The organism is Mesorhizobium sp. LCM 4576 (assembly GCF_001854815.1).
In the GTDB taxonomy this organism is placed as follows: Bacteria; Pseudomonadota; Alphaproteobacteria; order Rhizobiales; family Rhizobiaceae; genus Mesorhizobium; species Mesorhizobium plurifarium.
In genome coordinates, this window is record NZ_MDDT01000037.1 from 56,497 (window position 1) to 77,914 (window position 21,418).

Sequence of the window (21,418 nt, forward strand, 5' to 3'; positions counted from 1 at the left end):
CTGAATCTCGGCCGAGCCTGCGGCGGCGTGAGTTCAGGTTTTGGATAGCGCCGCGCCGGCTTTGGGCCAGTCAACTTAGATTCAGATGTGGGCGCCGTTGTCGGCTGTGGCGGCGGCTTCGTCGGCGACGGTCGATAGGATGCCGCGGACGTCGAGCGTCGAGAAAGGCTTTTCCAGGATGTGCGGGCGCTGCTGCGGCGGCAGCGCTTCGATCTCGGCCTTGGCGCCGATCATGTCGCCGGTCACCAGCACGAAGCGCTTGGCGAGCGGGGGCTGCTGCCCGAGCAGTTCGCGGTAGATCGCAATGCCGCTGATGCCAGGCATGCGCAGATCGGAAAAGACGATGTCCGGCGGCATGTGACCGTTCAACACGTCGGCCGCCGATGTCCAGCTTGCCACGACGCGCGACTTCACGCCCATCAGTTCGAGTATGTCGGACAAGGAGGCTGCGACGTCCGGTTCGTCGTCGATCACCAGCGCATGGCGCAGCCCGCTCGAACGCGCCGGCCCTTCGCCAGGCGTGGCGCCGCCGCCCGCGATCGYYGGCAACTGCACGACGAAACGCGCRCCGTTCGGCTGCACTTCCTCGAACCGTATGCTGCCGTGGTGGCGCTCGACGATCGATTTCGAGATGGACAGGCCGATACCGGTGCCGACGCCGACCGGCTTGGTGGTGAAGTAGGACTCGAAGATGCGCGCGCGGATCGCCTCGGGAATGCCCGGGCCGTTGTCCTCGACGGAGAAGCCCGGATTGCCGTGCTCGTTGCGGAACGTCCGCACCTTGATGTGCCGCTCGCCGGTCACGCCGGCCAGCGCATGCTGGCTGTTGATGAGGAAGTTGGCCACCACCTGCGTGATGTGGTCGGCGTCGGCCATGGCAAGCAGCGGCCCGTCGGCAAAGTCGGTGTCGATGATGATGCCGCTGGAGCGCGCGCCATAGGCAGTGACTTCGAGCGCCGAGCGCATCACCTGGTTGAGATCCGTCTCGGCCTGTTCGGTCGGGTGCAGCCGCACCATCGACAGGAAGCTCTTGACGATGCGGCCGCATCGCTCGGCGGCGGCGCGCACCTTCTCGGCGCGTACCTTGGTCTGCGGGTCGCCGGCGAATTCATGCAGCAGCGTCGACTGCGCCACCACCACCGCCAGCGGGTTGTTCAGCTCGTGCGAGACGCCGGCAAGCAGCGAGCCCATCGCCGCCATCTTCTCGTTCTGGTGCAGCTTCTCGCGCTGTCGGTTGATCTCCTCCTCGGCCTGCAGCTTTTCGCGCAGGTCGCGGATCGAGCCGAAGATCAGGCGGCGGTCGGCAACGCGCATCTCGGTCGCCGTCAGCTCGATCGGGAAGATCTCGCCAGCGGCGTTCTGCGTGACGGTTTCGAGCCRCTGGCCGACCATCGGCGCGCCGCGGCCGGCCATGTATTCGGCGCCCGAGGCATAGCCTTTGCGGTAGTATACCGGAACGATGGTATCGAGCAGGTCCTTGCCGAGGATGGCGCTGCGCTGGAAGCCGAACATCTTCTCGGCGGCGGGATTGAACTCGATGATCGAACCCGTTTCGTCGATGACGATGATGGCGTCGAGCGAGGCCTGCAGCATGGTGCGCCGGATCACCTCGCTGGCATGCGCTTCCGATGGCGAGCGCTCGATGGCGTCGCCGATGGCCAAGGCGATGATGTGCAGCGTCGCCTCTTCCTCATCGGTCCATTCGCGTTCGGCGATGCAATCGTTGATGGCCAGTGTGCCCCAAAGGTGGCCATGCGCGAAAACGGAGACGGACAGGAACGACTTGATGCTCTGCTTCTCGAAGTCGGCCCGCAGGAAACCGTCGAGGTCGCGCGTGTGGCCGGAGAAGATCTTGCCTTGCCGCTCGTCTTCCTGCAGCCGCTCGAGCAAGGAATCCGAATTGATGATCGACTGCACGATGACGGTGGGCGAGGCGAGCTCGCCGCCGAAATCCGGGTCGATCCAATAGGCGGCGACGGACTGGGCGAAGCCTTCGCCCGKCAATTCACGCAGGCGGAAGAGGATGCCGCGCTGGCAATCCATCTTGCGGCACATCGTCCCCAATATGTCGTCCATCTCGCGCTGCCAGTCGCCTGCCTCGCGCAGGCGGCGCACGACATGGACAGCCGCCATCGCAGCGCCGCCCGGACGCGAGCCATGCATATCGGTGCGCGCTGCATCAGCAGTCATGGTCATTCCAGGCCCGGATGTCGGTCGTTCAGAGCGTCCCTCCGTTTCATGGAAACGGGGAGCCGCTCTATCGCATTGTTTTGACGCAATTCCGGATGGAAGGCTATGGCAAAGACGCCGAGCCTAGCCGCTCACACTTTTCTGGAATTGCCTAGTTGGCTTCGCCGCCGCTCGGCAGCGAGAAGATATAGCCTTCTCCGCGCACCGTGCGCAGGAATTTCGGATTGGCGGGGTCGGCCTCGATCTTCTTTCGCAGCCGCATGATGCGGATGTCGACCGCGCGCGAGGATTCCGGATCCTCGACGAAGCCGATCGCCTCCGAAATCGCCGCCCGCGTCAGAAGCCGGTTGGCGCGGGTGAGGAAAACCTCGAGCACGTCGAATTCGCTCTTGGCCATCTCGATGACCGCGCCATTGGCGCCGATGACCAGGCGACCGTCGAAATCGGCCTGGAAGCCGCCGAAATTCATGAAGCGGCGATTACCGGCTTCAGCTTTAGCCGCCTGCGGCTCGGCCGGCTGCGGCACGCGGCGCAGCACGCTGCGCACGCGTGCCAGCACCTCGCGCAATTCGTAGGGCTTGACGATGTAGTCGTCGGCGCCGAGCTCCARCCCGACGATGCGGTCGAGCGCGGTGCCGGCGGCAGTGGCGTAGATGATGCCGATCGGCGTTTTCGAGCGCRGCCAGCGGCCGAGCGACAGCCCGTCCTCGCCGGGCATGGCGATGTCGAGGATGGCGAGGTGGAAGGACTGCGCCTCGAACAGCGCGCGCGCCGCCACGGCATTCTCGGCCGTCACGACATCATAGCCGCTGGCTGCGAGATACTCGGCCACGGCCTCCCTCAGATCCGGTTCGTCTTCGACGACGATGATGCGTGCCTTCACGACGCGCTCGCTCCCGCTTTCAGCAGAAAGTAGATTGGGTATAAACATGATGTCCAGCACTCATCTCGAGTTGTCTGTGGCGGGGTGGAGAAAATGGCCGCACGATCCGTCATTGCGCTTGTGTCCGTCGCCGAGGTGGTGGCCGGCGATCTCGCCGACCATCTCGAGCGGCGCGGGCACGACGTGCGGCAGGCGCGCCAGCCCTGGGAGGCGGAGACGCTGCTTTCGGCCGGCGGCATCGATGTCGTGGTGGTCGGCGACGAGGTCACCCAGGCCGAGGGCCGCGAGCTGCTCAGGCGTTACAGCAGCCAGGGCGGGGGTGGCGAGGGCGGTCCCGATTTCATCCTGATCTGCCGGCCGCGCGACCTCGTCGACAAGGTGCTGGCGCTTGAGCTCGGTGCTGCCGACGTTATCGAAAGTCCGCTCAATGTGCGCGAGCTTGCAGCGCGCATCGGCGGCCTGCTGATGAGACGCGGCAGGGCCGCCGGGGAACTGATCGTGCTGGAAAACGCCACCGTCGATCTGCGGTCGGCGATGGTGATGCATCGCTCGGGCGCGGAGGAGCAGCTTTCCCCCGGGCAGGTAGCGCTGCTCAAGCTGTTTCTGGCGAGCCCGCGCAAGGTGCTGACGCGCGACGACATCATTGCCGCGGCGCCCGCCGAGAACGCCGACGCTTTCGACCGTTCGATCGATTCGCGCATCGTGCGGCTGCGCCGCAAGCTCGATACCGAGACCATCACCACCATCCGCGGCGCCGGCTATCGTTTCGATCCGCCGCTCTCGCGCAATGAGTGAGTCAAGATCGGCGAGGCTATCGAGCATCGAATTCCCGAAAGCGGTGATCATTTGGGTCCGGCGCCTGGCGTTCAGCGCACCATGACGACCGAGGGTCCGGTTGGAACGTTGGCGCTGACGGTTATCCCGGCCGGGGCGCGCTCCTTCAGCAGCACCGTCGCCAGCGCGGCGAAGCCGAGCAGGCCCTGCGCGTAAAGCAGCGCGGAAAGCACCGAAGCGGCAAGTTTCGTCTTCATGTCCTATCCCCAATCTCGATATTGCCGGTGCTTCAGGAACCTCCCGAAGCGCCCGCGCCGCTGACGGAGCCCCCCGCTGCGGCGCGGGCCTTCGGTCCTCTCGGCAGCAAGTAGCCGGAGGGGCCGCGCGTCCTCATCAGCCGACGGCCGACCCGCCAGAGGGCCTTCAGCCGGTGGACGCGCAGGCTGGAAACAATCCAGACCGTGGCGATGAACAGAGCCATGTGCAGTGTCGAAACCTCGCCGGCACTCATCGCCGCCGGCGTCGTCGCCGGGTTGCCGGCCACCGAGCCGGCGCCGCCGAGCACGATGGCCGCGACGCTGATCCCGAGAAGCCAGGAGCGGGGTTTCGATTTCCTGCCCATTTTCGTTTGCAGATGTCTGTTCCCGTTGCGTCAAATCTGCCGCCGGCCTGTATCCAGATCATGCCGCCGGAGACGCATTTTGTTGCAAATTGGTTTCGAAAGTGGGTCCCAGCCTTTCATATACGCCTGAAATGAACTTTCGTTTTTGATCCAAGCTCATTGTGCGACGCCTGATCTCGGCGCCCCCGAAAGCGGTCCGCAGTCCGTCCGGCCAGACCCTCCTTAATATTTAGAAACGAATTCGAAACAGAAACGAGCGTCAAGCGAAATAGGCCTGAAACGGGCGGACACGATAAGACCCCCATCGAATTGAAGCCGGCGCGACCGGCAAGAAACAGAGAGGGATCGTCATGCACACCGCCATTTCAGCCAAGCTCATCAATATCACCGCCGCCGCGCTCACCGGTGCGGCGCTGCTGTTCGGCGCCGGCAACGCCGCCCACGCCAATCAGATCGTCGCCAAGGTTTCGCTGTCGCAGCAGATCATGGAAGTCACGGTCGACGGCCGTCCGACCTACACCTGGAAGGTGTCGACCGGCGCGAGGGGCCACATCACGCCGACCGGCTCGTTCAAGCCGACCCGCATGCATGAGATGTGGTATTCGAAGAAGTACGACAATGCGCYGATGCCGCATTCGGTGTTCTTCAGCGGCGGCTATGCCGTCMACGCCACCTACGCCATCAGCCGGCTCGGCCGTCCTGCCTCGCATGGCTGCGTGCGGTTGCATCCCGATGCGGCGGCCGACTTCTACCAGCTCGTCGAGGTCTTCGGCCCCGGCAACACCAGCATCGTGATCGTGAAGTAACGCCGGGATAAAGTAGCTGGCAGGTTGCCGCCTTCCGCGTAATTTTTGAGACGCAATTCCTGACGGAAAACCGTTATACACTTTTCCTGGAATTGCTCAGCGCCGAAGCCGTGAGGCAACCGCCAAAAAAAGAGGCCGGAATTTCCGGCCTCTTTTGCTTTTCGCTTCGTTTGCCGCCTTAGAGTGGTTCACCGTTTCACAGAAACGGCGAACCGCTCTATCTCCTTGTTTTACGCAATTCCCACGGAAAACCGCTCACACTTTTCCTGGAATTGCTCTAGGTCGGCAGCGCCGGCATCAGCTTCGGATCGGGCTTCTCGGCGAGATGCGGCAGGTCCTTGCTGGCGATGAAGGTGTAGAACATCGGCACGACGAAGAGCGTGAACATGGTGCCGACCAGGATGCCGGTGAAGATGACCAGGCCCATTGAGTAACGGGCCGCGGCGCCGGCGCCGCTCGAGACGATCAGCGGCACGACGCCAAGCGCCATGGCCGCCGTGGTCATCAGGATCGGCCGCAGGCGCACCTTGGCCGAAGCGATGATGGCATCGCGGCGCCGCATGCCGTGGATCTCACGCTGCTGGTTGGCGAATTCCACCAAAAGGATGCCGTGCTTGGTGATCAGGCCGATCAGCGTGATCAGGCCGACCTGGGTGTAGATGTTGAGCGTTCCCAGGCCGATGTTGAGCGGCACGATCGCGCCGAAGATCGACAGCGRCACCGCCATCATGATGATCAGCGGGTCGCGGAAGCTCTCGAACTGGGCCGCCAGCACCAGGTAGATCACGATCACGGCCGCCGCGAAGGCGATCAGGATGGTGTTGCCCTGTTCCTTCTCCTGCCGCGACTGGCCCGAATAGTCGACGAAGAAGGTGTCGGGCAGTGTCTCCTTGGCGATATCCTCCAGCACCTTCAGACCGTCGCCGGTGGTCACGCCGGGCAGAGGCAGGGCCGAGATCGTCGAGGAGTTCAACTGGTTGAACTGCTCGATGGCCGCGGGCGAGGCGTTGGTCGAAATCTTCACGACCGCCGACAGCGGCACCATCTTGCCGTCGACGCTGCGGACGAAATATTCGCCGAGCTTCTCGGGATTGTCGCGGAACTCCTGCGGCACCTGCGGGATGATGTCGTAGCTGTTGGAATCACGATCGAACTGCGCCACCTCGGCGCCGCCGACAAGCAGCGTCAACGTGTTGCCGATATCGGCGATCGGCAGGTTCAACGCCGCCGCGCGCTCGCGGTCGATGGTGACGGTCACCTGCGGCGCATCGTAGGCCATCGAGTTCTGCACGACGATGAAGCGGCCCGAGGCCTGCGCCTTGTTCTTGATCTTCTCCGCCTGGTCGAAGACTTCCGAGGGGTCACCGGTGGAGCGTACGACCATGGAAATCGGCAGGCCGCCGCCGGAACCAGGCAGCGTCGGCGGCGCAAAGACGAAGGCCTGCACGCCGGCGACCTTGGCGARCCGTGCGGTGATGTCGGCCTGCAGTTCCTTCGAATTGCGCTTGCGGTCCGCCCAGTCCTTGAAGGCAAAACCGACGAAGGCGCTGTTGGTGGCRCCGCCGAAGGCAACGGCCGAGAACTGCGCGCGGGTCTCCGGGATGTCCCTCACGAGCCCCAGGATCTGGTTGACGTAGGTCTCGGTGTAATCCGACGTCGCATAGCGCGGCGCGGTCACCAGCGACAGCAGGAAGCCCTGATCTTCTTCGGGCGCCAGCTCGGTCGATGTCTTGGTGAACATGAAGCCGGTGAGGGCGACAAGCGCGACGACGATGATCAGCGTCACCGGCCGGTTCCTGAGCGAAGCGGTGACGGCCCGTTCATAGACGCGCTCGACGCGGGCGAAGGTGCCGTCGACGATGCGCTGGAAACGACCGTGCTGGCCCGGCTTYAGCAAACGCGCCGACATCATCGGCGTGATCGTCATGGCGATCAGGCCCGACAGCACCACRGAGCCGGCCAGCGTCACCGCGAATTCACGGAACAGCGCGCCGGTCAGGCCGCCGGTGAAGGYCAGCGGGGCGAACACGGCGGCCAGCGTGATGGTCATCGCCACGATGGCCGTCGCGATCTCGCGCATGCCGTTGAAGGCCGCCTGCATCGGCGACATGTGATCCTCCTCCATGTGGCGGTGGATGTTCTCCACCACCACGATGGCGTCGTCGACGACAAGGCCGATCGCCAGCACCATGGCCAGCAGCGACAGAAGGTTGATCGAGTAGCCGACCGCGAACAAAAGGAAGCAGACGCYGATCAGCGACAGCGGGATGGTGACGATCGGCATCATCACCGAGCGGAACGAGCCGAGGAAGAGAAGGATGACCACGATGACGATGGCGACCGCCTCGCCGATGGTCTTGAACACTTCCTCGATCGAGGCGCTGATCTGGCCGGTGGCGTCGTAGACGATCTCGATCGTCATGCCTTTCGGCAGCGTGTCCTGGATCTGCGGCACGAGCTTGGTGAGCGCTGCCGCCGTCGTCAGCGGGTTCGCCGCCGGCGTCGGGAAGATGGCCAGGAAGGTTCCCGGCTTGCCGTTGAAGCTCACCCTGGTGTCGGTATTCTCCGCGCCGAGCTCGACACGCGCGACATCGCGCAGGCGCACGACCTCACCGTTCGTCGAGCGGATCGGGAGCTGGGCGAAGGCCTCGGGCGTCTGCAGGGTCGAGTGCACGGTGATCGAGGACACCACATATTCGTTCTGGGTGTTGCCTGGCGCCGACAGGAAGTTCGAGTTGTTTATGGCGGTGAGCACGTCCACCGCCGTCGCGCCACGCGCGGCGAGCCGGACCGGGTCGATCCAGATGCGCATGGAATATTCCTGGGCGCCGAAGATCTGGACGTCGGCGACGCCCTCAACGGTCGAGATGCGGGGCCGAATGACGCGCTCGATATATTCGGTGAGCTGCTCCTTCGTCATGTTCGGGTTCTGCATCGAGATGTACATCATCGCGAACTGCTGCCCGGTGCCCTTGACGATGACCGGATCCTTGGAGGCGTCCGGCAAGGTGCCGMGCACGCCCTGGACCTTGGACAACACCTCGGCGAGCGCGACGTCCGGATTGGAGCCGAGCTTCATCTGCACCGTGACCGTGCTGGAGGACGGACGGCTGGACGAGGTGACGTAGTCGATGTTTTCGGTCGAGGCGACGGCGCGTGCGATCGGCGCCGATATGAAGCCCTGGATCAGGTCGGCGCTGGCGCCCGGATAGGCCGTGGTGATGGTGATCGCCGTCTCGTCGACCTTCGGATACTGGCGGATCGACAAGCCGAAGATGCCCTGGAAGCCCAGAAGCAGGATCATGCAAGCCAGCACCGTCGAGAGCACCGGCCGGCGGATGAAGAGGTCGGAAAAGCTCATTGCTGAACCTGCTTGTTCGCCGATTTGCTGGGGTCGATGGTGTTGTCGACGGCAACCGACATGCCGTTGAAAAGCCGGTTCTGGCCGGCGGTTACGACCTGGTCGCCATCCTTGAGGCCCTCGACGATCTCGACCATGCCGTTGTTGCGGCGGCCGAGCTTCACGAACACCTGCGAGATGGTGAGCGCCGGCTGCTGCGCGGCCTCGGCCGGCTTGGCGGCGTCGCCGGCCGCCTTATCGGCCGGCTTTGTGTCGGCCGGCTTCGAGGCGCCGTCGGCGGGCTTGGCGGTGTCGCCGGATGCCTTATCGGCGCCGGCCTTCTGCTCATCCGGCTTCGCCGGCGCGGCAGCGGCACCCTGGGCGGGCTTGGCCGGCTGGACCACGAAGACATAATCGCCATAGAGGCTCGTCGTCACCGCCGTCTGCGGCACGGAGATGACGTTGTTTTCCTGCGGCAGCTCGACGCGAAGCTGGACGAACTGGCCGGGCGTCAGCTTGCCTTCGGGATTGGCGACCTCGCCGCGGATCGAGACCAGCCGGCTCGCGGGGTCGATCTTGGGATCGATGCCGCGGATGGAGCCGGCAAATGACATGTCGGCGAGGCTGCTGCCGAGCTTGATGGTCTGGCCGATCTTGAGCAGCGGCAACTGCTGTTCGGGAACCGTGAAGTCGACCCGCATCGTGTCCAGGTCCTGGATCGTCACGACCGAGTTGCCGGGGGCCAGATACTGGCCGATATCGATCCGCGGAATGCCGACCGTGCCGCCGAAGGGCGCGGACAACTGCTTCTGGTCGAGCACCGCCTGCAGCTTGTTGACCTGCGCGGCCGAGGCGTCCGCCGCGGCGCGCGCGGCGTCGAGCGTCGCATCCGTGCCGACGCCGCGCCGCTGCAATTCGATCGCGCGCGTCAGCGCCGCCTGGTCCGAGGCGGCCTGCGCCTTCTGCGCCACCAGATCGGCCTTCTCGACCGCGTCGTCCAGTTGCAGGAGCACCGCGTCGGCGGCAACCTTCTGGTTGGCGTGGAAGAGGATGTCCTTGACGATGCCGCTGGTCTCGACGGTAAGGTCGACGCCGCGCACAGCATTGACGGTACCGATCGCCTCGACGCCGGGCGTCCACTCAGCCGGTTTGACGATCACGGTCGAGACCGTAGCGGCCGGCGGCTTCATGGTGGCAAAAAATTGCTTGATGCCGGCGTCGCGCATGAAGTTGAAGCCAACGATGCCGACGCACACCAAGGCGAGCAGCAGCAAGAATCCGGCGATGATGAAAAAGCGCTTCACGGATGGTCCCCTCGAGCCGGCAACCGGCAAATCAATCGATGCCGGGACACATATCGACGACAGGTCCCGATTTCAAATGGCGCGCCTTACTGTACCGGCTGGACGGTCTTGTCAATTCCGCCTAGGCTAATGTAGGGGGAGGCGCGATGAGAGTACCCAGGGCAAACTCRCGCGAAAAGATACTTGCCGCCGCCGCCGACGTTGCGCGCGAGGCAGGCCCGGGAAGCCTGTCGCTCGATGCGGTCGCCAGCCGCGCCGGGGTATCGAAGGGCGGGCTGCTCTACAATTTCCCGACCAAGGCCAAGCTGATGCAGGGGCTGGTCGAAAGCTATCTCAGCGACTTCCAGAAGGCGCTGGACGCACGCGCCGCCGAGGCCGGCCACGAAAGCGTGCTCTCGGCCTATATCAAGCTGTCGGCCGACGACTGCGAGCAGCCGAAACCGTCGGCGTCCTGGATATTCTCGGCGATCGCGGAGGATCCCGATTTCCTGACGCCGATAAAGGCCTTCAAACACCAGCTGTTCGAACGGCTGAAGGGGGAGACGCAGGACCTCGGCTCGCTGCTGGTCTGCTTTCTCGCCATCGAGGGGATGCGCAGCATGAATCTGTTCGATTCAGACGTGCTTTCGGAAGACGAGCACAAGCTGCTTGTGTCCTCGCTCCTGAAGATAGCCGGATAGCCACCAAACTGTTTGGYAGTGGCCAAACTGTTTGGTGGTGACCAAACTGTTTGGTGGTGACCAAACGGTTAAGAGCGTCACACCAGCTTCATCCTACGGACATAGCGTCCTTCCCGGTTCTTTRCTGCAATGCAAATGGAGTGGGACAATGGTGGACGCAGTTTCCAGTGAGGCGGGGATCCCGAGACCGGATCATCCCCTAGAACAATCGGGCGGGGCCAAATGGTTCCTGCCGGCTTTCGGCGTGCTGGTGCTCGTCGGCATCATCTATGTCGGCTATGCGCTCAGCCAGGATMTGGCCATCGCCAAGACGGTGCCGTGGATCCTGCTCGGCATCGCGCTTCTGATCGCGCTCGGCTTCGAGTTCGTCAACGGCTTTCACGACACCGCCAACGCGGTCGCCACCGTCATCTACACGCGTTCTCTGCCGGCCGAATTCGCGGTCATGTGGTCCGGCGTCTTCAACTTCCTCGGCGTGTTGACCTCTAGCGGCGCGGTGGCGTTCGGCATCCTGTCGCTGCTGCCGGTCGAGCTCATCCTGCAGGTCGGCTCGTCGTCCGGCTTCGCCATGGTGTTCGCGCTTCTGGTCGCCGCCATCCTGTGGAACCTCGGCACCTGGTTCCTTGGCCTGCCGGCCTCGAGCTCGCACACGATGGTCGGCTCGATCATCGGCGTCGGCCTCGCCAACCAGTTCATGGCTCCGGCGGGAAGCGCCACGAGCGGGGTCGATTGGGGTCAGGCGACCAATGTCGGCACCACCCTTTTGGTTTCGCCGATCGTCGGCTTCTTCGCTGCCGCGGCGCTGCTCTATGCCATGAAGCTCCTGGTGCGCAACCCGGCGCTCTACGAGGCGCCGAAGGGCAACACGCCGCCGCCATGGTGGATCCGCGCGCTGCTGATCTTCACCTGCACCGGCGTCAGCTTCGCGCATGGCTCCAATGACGGCCAGAAAGGCATGGGCCTGATCATGCTGATCCTGATCGGCGTGGTGCCGACGGCTTACGCGCTCAACCGCACGCCCGATATCAACTATCTCGACGCCTACAAATCGGCATCGGTCGCCGTCGAACAGGCGCTGGGCAAATACGTCAAGCCCGGCGTCACCGTCGCGGATGCCAATGCCGCCAAGGCGGCCGTGCAGGAAGCCGTGCGCAGCAAGTCCTGGAATGATCAGACCACGCTCGCGCTGCAGACCTACATCCACAACACCACTGCCGAGCTTGGTCCTTATCCCACGGTGGAGAAGGTGCCGACCGATCTGGTCAGCAACGCGCGCAACGACATCTACCTGATCGGCGAAGCGCTGAAGCTGATCGACAAGAAGAAACTGCTGCCGATGCAGGACGCCGATTTGAAGGCGGTCACCGACTACCACAAGGCGGTCGACAACGCGACGAAGTTCATTCCGCTGTGGGTGAAGATCGCCGTGGCGCTGGCGCTCGGGCTCGGCACCATGGTCGGCTGGAAGCGCATCGTCGTCACCGTTGGCGAGAAGATCGGCAAGAGCCACCTGACCTATGGCCAGGGCGCCGCCGCCGAGCTGGTGGCGATGATCACCATCGGCATGGCCGACCGCCTCGGCCTGCCGGTCTCGACCACGCATGTCCTGTCGTCCGGCGTCGCCGGCACGATGRCGGCCAACGGCTCCGGGCTGCAGTGGTCGACCGTGCGCAACCTTCTGCTGGCCTGGGTGCTGACGCTGCCCTGCTCGATCGCGCTGGCCTTCGTGCTGTTCGTGATCTTCCGCCAGGTGTTCTGAGCGGCGGAAGCGTTTCCAAACAAGGCAGCGCCGGTCGCCGGCGCTGCCTTTTGTTTGATGCCCACCCTCAAAACGCTGGCGGGACAGCACCCCCCTCTGTCCTGCCGGCCATCYCCCCCGCAAGGGGGAGATTGGCAGCTCAGGCGCTGCACCCCCTTTCGACGTCGACAATTGGCGAATGCCGCGCAACATCCGATCTCCCCCTTTGCGGGGGAGATGTCCGGCAGGACAGAGGGGTGTGTGACGGAACTCGACGAGGGGTGCCTGTCGATGGAACGGCCCGTCGCGGACCTTACGTCGGGTCTTCGCGGTGCAGGTCGTGGATGGTGACGCCGTCGGCGTTGTCGGGCAGCATCAGCCATTTCTTGTGGCGCAGGGTGCGCTCGGTGTCTTCCAGGCCCATCTCCCAGTGCTCGCGCATCGAGGTGCCGGAAAACTCATAGTCCTTGGCGTGGCCTTCATAGCCYTTGTGCTGGTAGATCAGGTGGACGATGTTGACCACGCCGGCGTCGGAATAGTCGGCCATCAGCTCCTTCTCACCGTCCTTGAGCTGGTCCGGCGGCACGCRCTTCAACGCGTCGAGCAGCTTCATCTTGAGCGCATGGATGCGCTGGAAGTTGTCGGTGTTCTGGCGCGTGCGGCTGGAATACATGATGTCCTTGTGGCGCGACAGGACGTCGGCCATGCCGCGCGGCAGCACGCCGCGAGCRCTGAACAGGTCGACCTGGAACACCAGCGAGGAGCGGTCCTCCTCCTGGTCGAGCAGATATTGCAGCGGCGTGTTGGAGACGATGCCGCCATCCCAGTAATACTCGCCCTCGATGCGGATCGAGGGGAAGGCCGGCGGCAGCGCGCCGCTCGCCATGATGTGCTCAGGTCCGATGCGCACCTTGTCGGTGTCGAAATAGACGAAATTGCCGGTCCTGACATTGACCGCGCCGACGCTCAGCCGCTTCTTGCCGTCGTTCAGRACGTCGAAGTCGATCAGGCTTTCCAGCGTGTCCTTGAGCTCGGCGGTGTCGTAGAAGCTGGTGGCGCCTTCCGCGCCCGAGAGCTGGAACCAGGGGTTGGGGCTGCGCGGCTTGAAGAAGCCGGGCTGGCCCATGGTCATCGTCATCAATGACGAGGTCTGGTTGCGGATATCGCGATACACGTCGCCTTCGGGCGTATAGGCCCAGATCTTGCGGCCCGAGATCGTCTGCCAGAACTGCTCCAGCCGCTGCAGGCGGCGGCTCGGCTCGTTGCCGGCGATGATCGAGGCGTTGATGGCGCCGATCGAGACGCCGGAAAGCCAGGTCGGCTCGCAGCCGGCGTCGGCAAGCGCCTGATAGACGCCGGCCTGATAGGCGCCGAGCGCGCCGCCGCCCTGGAAGACCAGGGCGATGCGGTCATATTGCGCGGTGATTTCCTGGATGGTGGCGGCAACCGCCTTGTTGCGGGTACGCTCAAGCACCGGCTTTCTCCAACTCCTTCGCGCCGGCAGCCGATCGGCCGTGGTCGGCGAGATAATCATGCACGACCTCGCCGAGTCCGAGCGTCAGGTCGGYGGTGAAGTGAACGGCCGAGACGATGTCGAGCACAGGCAGCTTGGCGACATCGGCCATGACATGCGGGCGCAGGTCGAGCGCGGCGGGCGCCGTCCAGGCCTCCTTCAGCGTGACGTCGGTGAGATAGTAGCGGACCAGCTCGCAGATGCGCGGGCTGCCGTCGACATGCGGGATGATCTTGATGAGGAAATTGGGCGCGGCGAGCGAGGCCAGCACCTGGTCGTGATCGGCCTCGCGGTGCTTGTAGCCCATGGTGCCGGTGGCGCAGAGCACGCTGCCGTAATGCAGCGTGCCGACCACCACCTCGCCCTCATGCACGATCTTGGGGCTGGCGAGCTTCTTCGGGAAACCCCAGAGCTCGCGGCCGCCGGCGATCGGCGCGTCGTCGTCGAGATACATGGAGTGCACATAGCCGCCGTGCTGGCCCTTGTAGCGCACCGGAATGACCTGGCCGGTCTCGGTATAATCGCCGAAGCCGGTCGAGTCCGGCATGCGGATGAACTCGTATTTGACCAGCGGCTCGTCGATCTCGAGCGGCGCCGGGACGACCGCCTCCAGCGCCTCGCGCGTCGTGCGGTAGGTGATGATGATGTATTCGCGGTCGAAGAAACGATAAGGGCCGGGCGGGAAGGACGGGTTGGTGAGCGGCATCGCATTGGCGCGCTTCACGACGTCGGCGATTTCCATGGCTGGTGCCCCAAAACAGGTTTGAAATGACCCCGCGCGAATGCGCTGGCAAATATGTTGCATGGCAGCATGACAGTGCCGTGTCAGCGCCAGGACGGCGCTTCCTGGAGCCGGCAAACGCAGTCACGGCGCTGTAACAGCGCCGACATATGGGTGTGGCATTGTGATGCTGCGGCGCACAAATCGTGTGCCTTCCGGGTTGTCTGCCTTCATACTCTTCCCTCCTGTCCTCCTGTCGCGAGATCTCCCATGGGTTCCCTGTCTTCGAAGAATGCGCTCGTMACCGGTTCGACCAGCGGTATCGGCCTCGCAATCGCGCGCGCCTTCGCCGCCGAAGGCGCCAACGTCACCATCAACGGCCTGGGCGACGCCGCGGGGATCGAGCAGGAGCGGGCCGGCATCGAGAAGGACTTCGGCGTCAAGTGCCGCTACTCGGGCGCCAACATGATGGACGGCGCCGCCGTCACCGCCATGATCCACGAGGCCGAGCAGGCGTTCGGCAGCCTCGACATCCTGGTCAACAATGCCGGCATCCAGCATGTCGCGCCGATCGAGGAATTTCCCGACGACAAGTGGGAAGCCATTATCCGCATCAACCTTCTGGCCGCCTTCTACGCCATCAAGGCGGCGGTGCCCGGCATGAAGAGCCGAAAATGGGGCCGCATCATCAACACGGCCTCGGCGCATGCGCTGGTCGCCTCGCCGTTCAAGTCGGCCTATGTCTCGGCCAAGCACGGCATTGCCGGCCTGACCAAGACGGTGGCGCTGGAAGTCGCGCAAAACGGCATCACCGTGAATGCGATCGCGCCCGGCTATGTCTGGACGCCGCTGGTCGAAAAGCAGATCCCCGACACGATGAAGGCGCGCGGCATGACCGAGGAGCAGGTCAAGCACGACGTGCTTCTGGCGGCGCAGCCGACCAAGGAATTCGTCACCGTCGAGGAGCTTGCCGCGCTTGCGCTGTTCCTGTGCAGCGACGCGGCCAAGCAGATCACCGGCACGACCCTGCCGATGGATGGCGGCTGGACGGCGCAGTAAAGCCACCGGCCGCTTCCGGTAAAGCGCGGAGTTCCCGCCCTGGCAATTTGAATTCTTGACAATCGCGGGGGACCGTTCCAGCATTCCCGCAAGGGGTTCCCCGCGACGACCCCGTGAGGCGTCAGCCCAACGATCGCGTCCAGACTCTCTCTGTTCAGGAGGTGGACGCCATGCCATCAACAACCGCAATCACCGTTCCGCAGCTTGCCCGTCTCATCGGCTTGCCCGACGCGCCTTGCCTGGTCGATGTGCGCACCGACGAGGATTATGAAGCCGACCCGCGTCTGCTGCCGGCGTCTTGCCGGCGCGATTTCAGAACTGTCTCGACCTGGGCTGCGGAATTTTCCGGGCGCAAGGTCGTCGTGATCTGCCAGAGGGGGCAGAAGCTCTCGCAAGGCGTTGCCGCATGGCTGCGTCATGAAGGCATCGCGGCGGAGTCGCTGGAAGGCGGCTTCGAGGCCTGGGCTGCCGCCAAAGCGCCGTTGGTCCGCGCCGGCGCGATCCCGCCGCGCGACGAAAAGGGGCGTACGGTCTGGGTCACACGGTCGCGGCCGAAGGTCGACCGCATCGCCTGCCCCTGGCTGATCCGCCGCTTCGTCGATCCCAAGGCGGTGTTCCTGTTCGTCGATCCGGCCGAAGTGCCTCTTGTGGCGGACCGCTTCGCTGCGGTTCCTTTCGACATCGAAGGCGTGTTCTGGAGCCATCGCGCCGATCGCTGCACTTTCGACACGATGATCGAGGAATTGGGCCTGCGCGTCGAAGCGCTGGATCGCCTGGCGCTGATCGTGCGCGGGGCGGACACGGCGCGCCTCGACCTTGTGCCGCAGGCGGCCGGGTTCCTTGCCGCCTCGCTCGGCCTGTCGCGCATGTTTCGCGACGACCTCGAACAGCTCGAAGCCGGCATGCTCTTCTACGATGCCTTCTTCCGCTGGTGCCGCGACGCGACCGACGAGACGCATAACTGGCCGATCGGAGGCAAGACCCCATGACCGTGCTTGCCAAAGGTGGGGCCGCGCGGCCGGCCGAGGCCCCGGCCATGCCAAGCTTCCGCGAAGCGACGCGGCTCTGGGCCAGGATCGGGCTGCTCTCCTTCGGCGGGCCGGCCGGACAGAYCGCGCTGATGCACAAGGAACTGGTCGAGGATCGCCGCTGGATCGGCGAGGAGCGTTTCCTGCAYGCGCTCAACTACTGCATGCTTCTGCCTGGCCCCRAGGCGCAGCAGCTTGCCGTCTATATCGGCTGGCTGCTGCATCGCACGGCAGGCGGGCTGGTCGCCGGCATCCTGTTCGTGCTGCCCGGCGCGCTGGTTATGCTTGGCCTGAGCAGCTTCTACATGCTCTACAACGATGCGCCGGTCGTCGAAGCGCTGTTCTTCGGCGTCAAGGCGGCGGTGCTGGCCGTCGTCGTCGAGGCGGTGATCCGCATCGGCAAGCGGGCGCTGAAGAACCGTGCGATGGTGGCGATCGCCGTGGCGGCCTTCCTGGCCATCTATGTCGTGAAGCTGCCGTTCCCGCTGATCGTGCTTGCGGCAGGCCTCATCGGCTGGATCGGCAATCGATTTGCGCCACGGCTGTTTTCCGGCTCGGCACATGGCAAGGGCAGCGCCGCCGACAACAAAGGCGTGGTCGACCTGATGTTCGAGCGCGGCGAACTCGGCCACACCGTGCCGTCACGGTGGCATGCCATCCGCACCGTCGCCATCTGGCTGCCGCTCTGGCTGGGGCCGGTGGCGCTGATCGCCTTGCTGGCGGGGTCAGGCAGCGTGTGGGCCCAGATCGGCGGCTTCTTCAGCCTGATGGCCGTCGTCACCTTCGGCGGCGCCTATGCGGTGCTCGCCTATGTGGCGCAGGCGGCGGTCACCTCGTTCGGCTGGCTTTCGCCCGGACAGATGGTCGACGGGCTGGGGCTTGCCGAAACGACGCCCGGACCGCTGATCCTGGTGCTGCAGTTCGTCGGCTTCGCCGCCGCCTATCGTCATGCCGGCGCGATCAGCCCTCTGCTCGCCGGATCGCTCGGGTCGGCGCTGACGCTCTGGGTCACTTTCGTCCCCTGCTTCTTCTGGATATTTCTGGGCGCGCCTTACATCGAGCAGCTCCGGCAGAATAAGGCACTGGCGGCGGCGCTGGGCGCGATCACCGCGGCGGTCGTCGGCGTGATCATGAACCTTGCGCTGTGGTTCGCGCTGCATGTCGTTTTCGGCAAGGTCGCAAGCGTCGGCTGGGGCGTGGAGGTGCCGGTCCTGCCCTCGCTCGACTGGCGCGCCGCGCTGCTCTCGGCGGCTGCGATGGTCGCCATGTTCAGGCTGAAACTCGGCATGCTGCCGACGCTGGCGGGGGCGGCGTTGGCGGGGCTTGCGCTGCAGGCGCTGTAGGCCCGCACGCCATTGCAATCACGTTAGCGTGAACGAAAAAGCCGACCGGCCGGGAATAAACGGCCCGGTCTGCCGGTCTCCAGGGCATGCGCCGTTTGTGCGCAACAGCAGGAGACCATCATGAAGCGGCACGAAGACAAATACGCACGGGCTGAAGGGGGCGAAGGCCTCAGCCGGCGCCGGCCTTTGGAGCGCTGGAGCTGGGCGCACCTGTTCTGGGCGATACCGCCCCGCCGCCGGCCCTGACCCGTGCCGATCGCAACCATCGAGATCCACGACCATGACGGCGAGCACCCCGTTGCAGCCAGCGATGCGCCGTCCCCTTCCGAGGCGCCCCTTGCTTCCGAGACACTTGACTCCGGTGACACCAATGCCTTCTCCTCCCTCGAAGCAGGCRCCATCGCCTGCGGTCGCGATCTTCACCCGCACGAGCAGGGACAGATCGTCGCCTCCCGCTGAGGGCGGCGGCAGACCCATGGCGGRAGCGCCCGACGGCGGGACGGTGTTGAGCGAAAAGATGCTKGCCGCGCGTTTTGCCGAGGTGGTGCTGCCGCACCTCGGCGATGCGCTGTCGCTCGCCCGCTGGCTGACCGGCAACACAGCCGATGCCGAGGATGTCGTGCAGGAGGCCTGCCTCAAGGCGCATGCGGGTATTGCCGGGTTCGCCGGGGGAAACCCCCGCGCGTGGCTGCTCACCATCGTGCGCAACGCCTCCTACACATGGATGGCGAAGAACCGTCCGCGCAGCGTGGTGGCGGTCGGCGACCTCGCCGATCTCGACGACGTCTCGCCGCCGCCCGACTCCGATGCCGACAGCCCGGAGGCTGYACTGATCGCCAAGGCGAATTCGGCGGCGGTTGAAGCGGCGATCGCCAGGCTGCCGCAAGCCTTCCGCGAAACGGTGGTGCTGCGCGACATCAACGGTCTCAGCTACCGCGAGATCGCCACCATGCTCGGCGTGCCGCAAGGCACGGTGATGTCGCGCCTGGCGCGGGCCCGCGGCCTGTTGATGACGGAACTTGGAGGGCGCCATGAGCCCGCATGAAATTAGCCCGCATGAGGATGGATTGCCGCAAGACCCGCAGGATATGAAGCTAATGATCCACGCTCTTGTCGATGGCGAGCTCGACGCCGCGGCCGCTTTGGCGGTCGAGCGGCGCATGGCCGCCGATCCGGAGCTTGCCGCCGAACATGCGCGCCTGGTGGCGCTGCGCGGCGCTCTCGCCAACGTGCAGCGCCCCGTCGTGAGCGACGATTTCCTGGCGCGCATCGYGGCCATCGCCGAGGTCAAAGGCGCCGAGGAGGACGACGTAACCCAGCCCGTAGCCGTGACGGCGGGACCTCAGCAATCCGCGCAACAGCAGCAAGGCAATGTGATCGCCATGCGGCCGCGCGCGGCACGCTGGTTCAACTCCTTCGACTGGCGCCAGATGGCGGCCTCGATCRCGCTGACGGCTGTTCTCGCCAGCGGCGCGACGCAGTGGCTGACGACGGCGGACAACGGGTCCGACAGTTTCGCGGTCGCGGTCGCCAACGGCCATCGCCGCAGCCTGCTGGCGGCGACGCCGGTCGACATCGTCTCGTCCGACCGCCATACGGTGAAGCCGTGGCTCGACGGCCGCATCGGCGTGTCGCCGGCGGCGCCCGACATGGCCAAGGACGGTTATGCGCTGATCGGCGGCCGCGTCGAGGTGATCGGCGACAAGCCGATGCCGGCGCTGGTCTACCGCCATCACGAGCATCTGATCACGCTGGTGGCCGAGCCCCGGCAGAACGAGGCCAAATCGGTGCCGGTGGCGGACGACCTCTCGGCAGGGGGCTTCCTCCTGGTGCATTGGACGGACGATGCCTTCTCCTACTGGGCGATCTCGGACGCCGAACGCCCGGCGCTGGACGATTTCGTCGCGCGTTTCCGCGCGGCGATCATCGCCAATCCGGCGGCCGGCAGCCCAGGCTAGGGAAAGGAAACGTCTTTATCGGCCCTAATCGCGCCGAAACATCTGCCCCGGTTGCGCCGGCCCCTTGGCGTACAAGTGATAAGTCACGGTCGACTTTGGTATGTTATACACGCTGCGTTCCGGGGCGGATACGAGTCGATGGATCAGGAAAGACTTCTGGCCGCAGTCCTCTTGGCCGATGTCGTGGGCAGCGTGCCGCTCTATGAGCGCATCGGCGACGATGCCGCCCTGCGTCAGGTCTCGGATTGTCTCGACGCGATACGCGGGATCGTCGCCCAGCACGGCGGCGACTTCATCTACTCGAAGGGCGATGACGTGCTCAGCCTGTTCGAGACACCGGAGGCGGCGTTGAGGGCCGTCTGCCAGATTGGCAGCGAATTGACGAAAGAGCCCTTGATCRCCCGGATCGGATTGCATTTCGGGGCGGTCATTCGCGCGCGGGGCGCGGTATTCGGCGACGTTGTCAATGTCACCGCGCGGTTGTCCACCACGGCCAACCCCGGGGAGGTCCTGATCAGCCAGAGCTTCTTCGAAGCCCTTTCCGCGGGCAGCCGCGGTAGCTTGCGGCTCCTCGACAAAATGGCCTTCAAGGGAAAGCAGGAACTCTTCGATGTGTATACTCTGGGGGGCGACGATGGGACCCCCGCCACGCACGTCGCCAGCCGTGGCACTTTTGTCGAGAGGCGTTTCGCCCCGCCGCAGATCAATCTGGTCATCCGCTATGGAGATCAGGTGCGACCCTGCCGAAACAACGAACTGGTGACGATCGGCCGATCGCCGGAATGCGATATCGTCGTCCAGCGGCCCTGGGTCTCAAGACACCACGCAACCTTCACCATTTCGAATGGCAAGGCCAGGCTTGTCGAGCGAAGCTCGTCGGGCACATTTGTGTCGATGGGGCCCGGCGATGAAGTATTCGTGCGCCGCGAGGATATCCTCCTCTTCGGCTCCGGCGTTATCTCGCCTGGACGCAGATCGTCCCTCGGCGACRCCCAGATCCTTCACTACGAAATTATCCCGGGCTGACCGGGCCGACTGGGCGGGCGACGTCAAGCGGCCGCACCGCCGGCCCGATATCACCTGCAGGTGTTGCCGCCAGGTAGCGAGACGCGGTGACGATAAATGTTACTCCACCATGAACCGCGAGCTGAAGGGCAGGCCCGCCGCGCCCACCGCCTTGGGCGAACGCTCGATGTTGCCGGCTATGGCGGCTATGCCCGGCATGRCCTGCTCGAGTTCCCGGCAGATCGCCTTGCAGACCGCCTGGGGCGCGTAGGAGGACAGGACGACCGAGGTGATCGGAACGAACTGCTTCAGAGCCGCGATCGACGACTTCATTTGCCCGACYAGCTCGCRCTGCCACGCGATCTCGGCCTCGCCGAATGACGGCCAGTCCGCGCCTCTTTCCCAGAGCTCGGACGTCTGCCTTCCTTGTCTGGTGATYTCCTGTTCGAGCCGC

The 21,418-nt window shown here is 64.9% G+C and carries 19 protein-coding genes and 1 pseudogene; 11 read left to right on the forward strand and 9 right to left on the reverse strand.

Annotation, left to right across the window (positions count from 1 at the left end; all coding sequences use genetic code 11):
- Positions 1-81 precede the first annotated feature (81 nt).
- Both LCM4576_RS21265 and LCM4576_RS21270 read right to left on the reverse strand, forming a co-directional pair.
- The gene (locus tag LCM4576_RS21265; RefSeq protein WP_071034476.1) at positions 82-2,190 is read right to left on the reverse strand and encodes an ATP-binding protein; all 2,109 of its coding nucleotides are present in this window, start codon (positions 2,188-2,190) and stop codon (positions 82-84) included.
- A gap of 151 nt (positions 2,191-2,341) precedes the next feature.
- The gene (locus tag LCM4576_RS21270; RefSeq protein ID WP_071034448.1) at positions 2,342-3,073 is read right to left on the reverse strand and encodes a response regulator; all 732 of its coding nucleotides are present in this window, start codon (positions 3,071-3,073) and stop codon (positions 2,342-2,344) included.
- A 93-nt stretch (positions 3,074-3,166) separates the two neighbouring features.
- Between LCM4576_RS21270 and LCM4576_RS21275 the strand changes: the two genes are divergently transcribed.
- A complete protein-coding gene (locus tag LCM4576_RS21275) occupies positions 3,167-3,868 on the forward strand; it encodes a response regulator transcription factor (protein WP_040989351.1) in 702 nt (233 codons plus the stop codon).
- 71 nt (positions 3,869-3,939) lie between these two features.
- Here LCM4576_RS21275 and LCM4576_RS36850 read toward each other — a convergent pair whose 3' ends face one another.
- On the reverse strand, positions 3,940-4,104 hold the full coding sequence (locus LCM4576_RS36850) for a hypothetical protein (protein ID WP_164772557.1): 165 nt from the start codon (positions 4,102-4,104) through the stop codon (positions 3,940-3,942).
- Between the two features lie 32 nt (positions 4,105-4,136).
- Complete coding sequence (locus LCM4576_RS21280; protein ID WP_040989350.1) at positions 4,137-4,469, reverse strand: hypothetical protein; 333 nt, start codon at positions 4,467-4,469, stop codon at positions 4,137-4,139.
- A gap of 350 nt (positions 4,470-4,819) precedes the next feature.
- Between LCM4576_RS21280 and LCM4576_RS21285 the strand changes: the two genes are divergently transcribed.
- Positions 4,820-5,275 (forward strand): L,D-transpeptidase, encoded by a 456-nt coding sequence (locus tag LCM4576_RS21285; RefSeq protein ID WP_071034449.1) that lies wholly within the window; start codon positions 4,820-4,822, stop codon positions 5,273-5,275.
- 277 nt (positions 5,276-5,552) lie between these two features.
- On the opposite strand, the gene LCM4576_RS21290 is transcribed toward LCM4576_RS21285, so the two are convergent.
- Together LCM4576_RS21290 and LCM4576_RS21295 are read right to left on the reverse strand one after the other, a co-directional pair.
- Entirely contained in the window at positions 5,553-8,636 is a 3,084-nt protein-coding gene (locus tag LCM4576_RS21290; protein ID WP_071034451.1) for an efflux RND transporter permease subunit, read from the reverse strand.
- On the reverse strand, positions 8,633-9,919 hold the full coding sequence (locus LCM4576_RS21295) for an efflux RND transporter periplasmic adaptor subunit (RefSeq protein ID WP_244510858.1): 1,287 nt from the start codon (positions 9,917-9,919) through the stop codon (positions 8,633-8,635). Before LCM4576_RS21295 ends, LCM4576_RS21290 begins: the two co-directional genes overlap by 4 nt.
- 146 nt (positions 9,920-10,065) lie before the next feature.
- On the opposite strand from LCM4576_RS21295, the gene LCM4576_RS21300 reads away from it, so the two are divergent.
- Both LCM4576_RS21300 and LCM4576_RS21305 read left to right on the forward strand, forming a co-directional pair.
- Complete coding sequence (locus LCM4576_RS21300) at positions 10,066-10,599, forward strand: TetR/AcrR family transcriptional regulator (RefSeq protein WP_040989346.1); 534 nt, start codon at positions 10,066-10,068, stop codon at positions 10,597-10,599.
- A gap of 148 nt (positions 10,600-10,747) precedes the next feature.
- The gene (locus LCM4576_RS21305) at positions 10,748-12,358 is read left to right on the forward strand and encodes an inorganic phosphate transporter (RefSeq protein ID WP_071034454.1); all 1,611 of its coding nucleotides are present in this window, start codon (positions 10,748-10,750) and stop codon (positions 12,356-12,358) included.
- 292 nt (positions 12,359-12,650) lie between these two features.
- Here LCM4576_RS21305 and LCM4576_RS21310 read toward each other — a convergent pair whose 3' ends face one another.
- The gene (locus LCM4576_RS21310) at positions 12,651-13,811 is read right to left on the reverse strand and encodes a patatin-like phospholipase family protein (protein WP_071034456.1); all 1,161 of its coding nucleotides are present in this window, start codon (positions 13,809-13,811) and stop codon (positions 12,651-12,653) included.
- Positions 13,804-14,592, reverse strand: coding sequence for an acetoacetate decarboxylase (locus tag LCM4576_RS21315; protein ID WP_071034458.1), 789 nt, complete (start codon positions 14,590-14,592; stop codon positions 13,804-13,806). The genes LCM4576_RS21310 and LCM4576_RS21315 overlap by 8 nt, the downstream gene beginning before the upstream one ends.
- Before the next feature lie 249 nt (positions 14,593-14,841).
- Between LCM4576_RS21315 and LCM4576_RS21320 the strand changes: the two genes are divergently transcribed.
- The 7 genes from LCM4576_RS21320 to LCM4576_RS21350 all read left to right on the forward strand — a co-directional run bounded on the left by LCM4576_RS21320 (position 14,842) and on the right by LCM4576_RS21350 (position 20,985).
- Positions 14,842-15,630 carry a 3-hydroxybutyrate dehydrogenase gene (locus LCM4576_RS21320; protein ID WP_071034460.1) on the forward strand — a complete coding sequence of 263 codons (789 nt, stop codon included), beginning with the start codon at positions 14,842-14,844 and terminating at the stop codon, positions 15,628-15,630.
- A 170-nt stretch (positions 15,631-15,800) separates the two neighbouring features.
- Positions 15,801-16,619 (forward strand): chromate resistance protein ChrB domain-containing protein, encoded by an 819-nt coding sequence (locus tag LCM4576_RS21325; RefSeq protein ID WP_071034478.1) that lies wholly within the window; start codon positions 15,801-15,803, stop codon positions 16,617-16,619.
- On the forward strand, positions 16,616-18,001 hold the full coding sequence (gene chrA, locus LCM4576_RS21330; protein WP_071034462.1) for a chromate efflux transporter: 1,386 nt from the start codon (positions 16,616-16,618) through the stop codon (positions 17,999-18,001). The genes LCM4576_RS21325 and chrA overlap by 4 nt, the downstream gene beginning before the upstream one ends.
- Before the next feature lie 120 nt (positions 18,002-18,121).
- Positions 18,122-18,247, forward strand: coding sequence for a hypothetical protein (locus LCM4576_RS37550; RefSeq protein ID WP_274534977.1), 126 nt, complete (start codon positions 18,122-18,124; stop codon positions 18,245-18,247).
- 229 nt (positions 18,248-18,476) lie between these two features.
- On the forward strand, positions 18,477-19,046 hold the full coding sequence (locus LCM4576_RS21340; RefSeq protein ID WP_071034465.1) for a sigma-70 family RNA polymerase sigma factor: 570 nt from the start codon (positions 18,477-18,479) through the stop codon (positions 19,044-19,046).
- The gene (locus tag LCM4576_RS21345) at positions 19,033-19,959 is read left to right on the forward strand and encodes an anti-sigma factor (RefSeq protein WP_071034467.1); all 927 of its coding nucleotides are present in this window, start codon (positions 19,033-19,035) and stop codon (positions 19,957-19,959) included. Before LCM4576_RS21340 ends, LCM4576_RS21345 begins: the two co-directional genes overlap by 14 nt.
- A gap of 138 nt (positions 19,960-20,097) precedes the next feature.
- Entirely contained in the window at positions 20,098-20,985 is an 888-nt protein-coding gene (locus LCM4576_RS21350; RefSeq protein ID WP_071034469.1) for an adenylate/guanylate cyclase domain-containing protein, read from the forward strand.
- 99 nt (positions 20,986-21,084) lie between these two features.
- On the opposite strand, the pseudogene LCM4576_RS37015 reads toward LCM4576_RS21350, so the two are convergent.
- Positions 21,085-21,418, reverse strand: a pseudogene (locus tag LCM4576_RS37015) (sugar kinase); the annotation flags it as partial.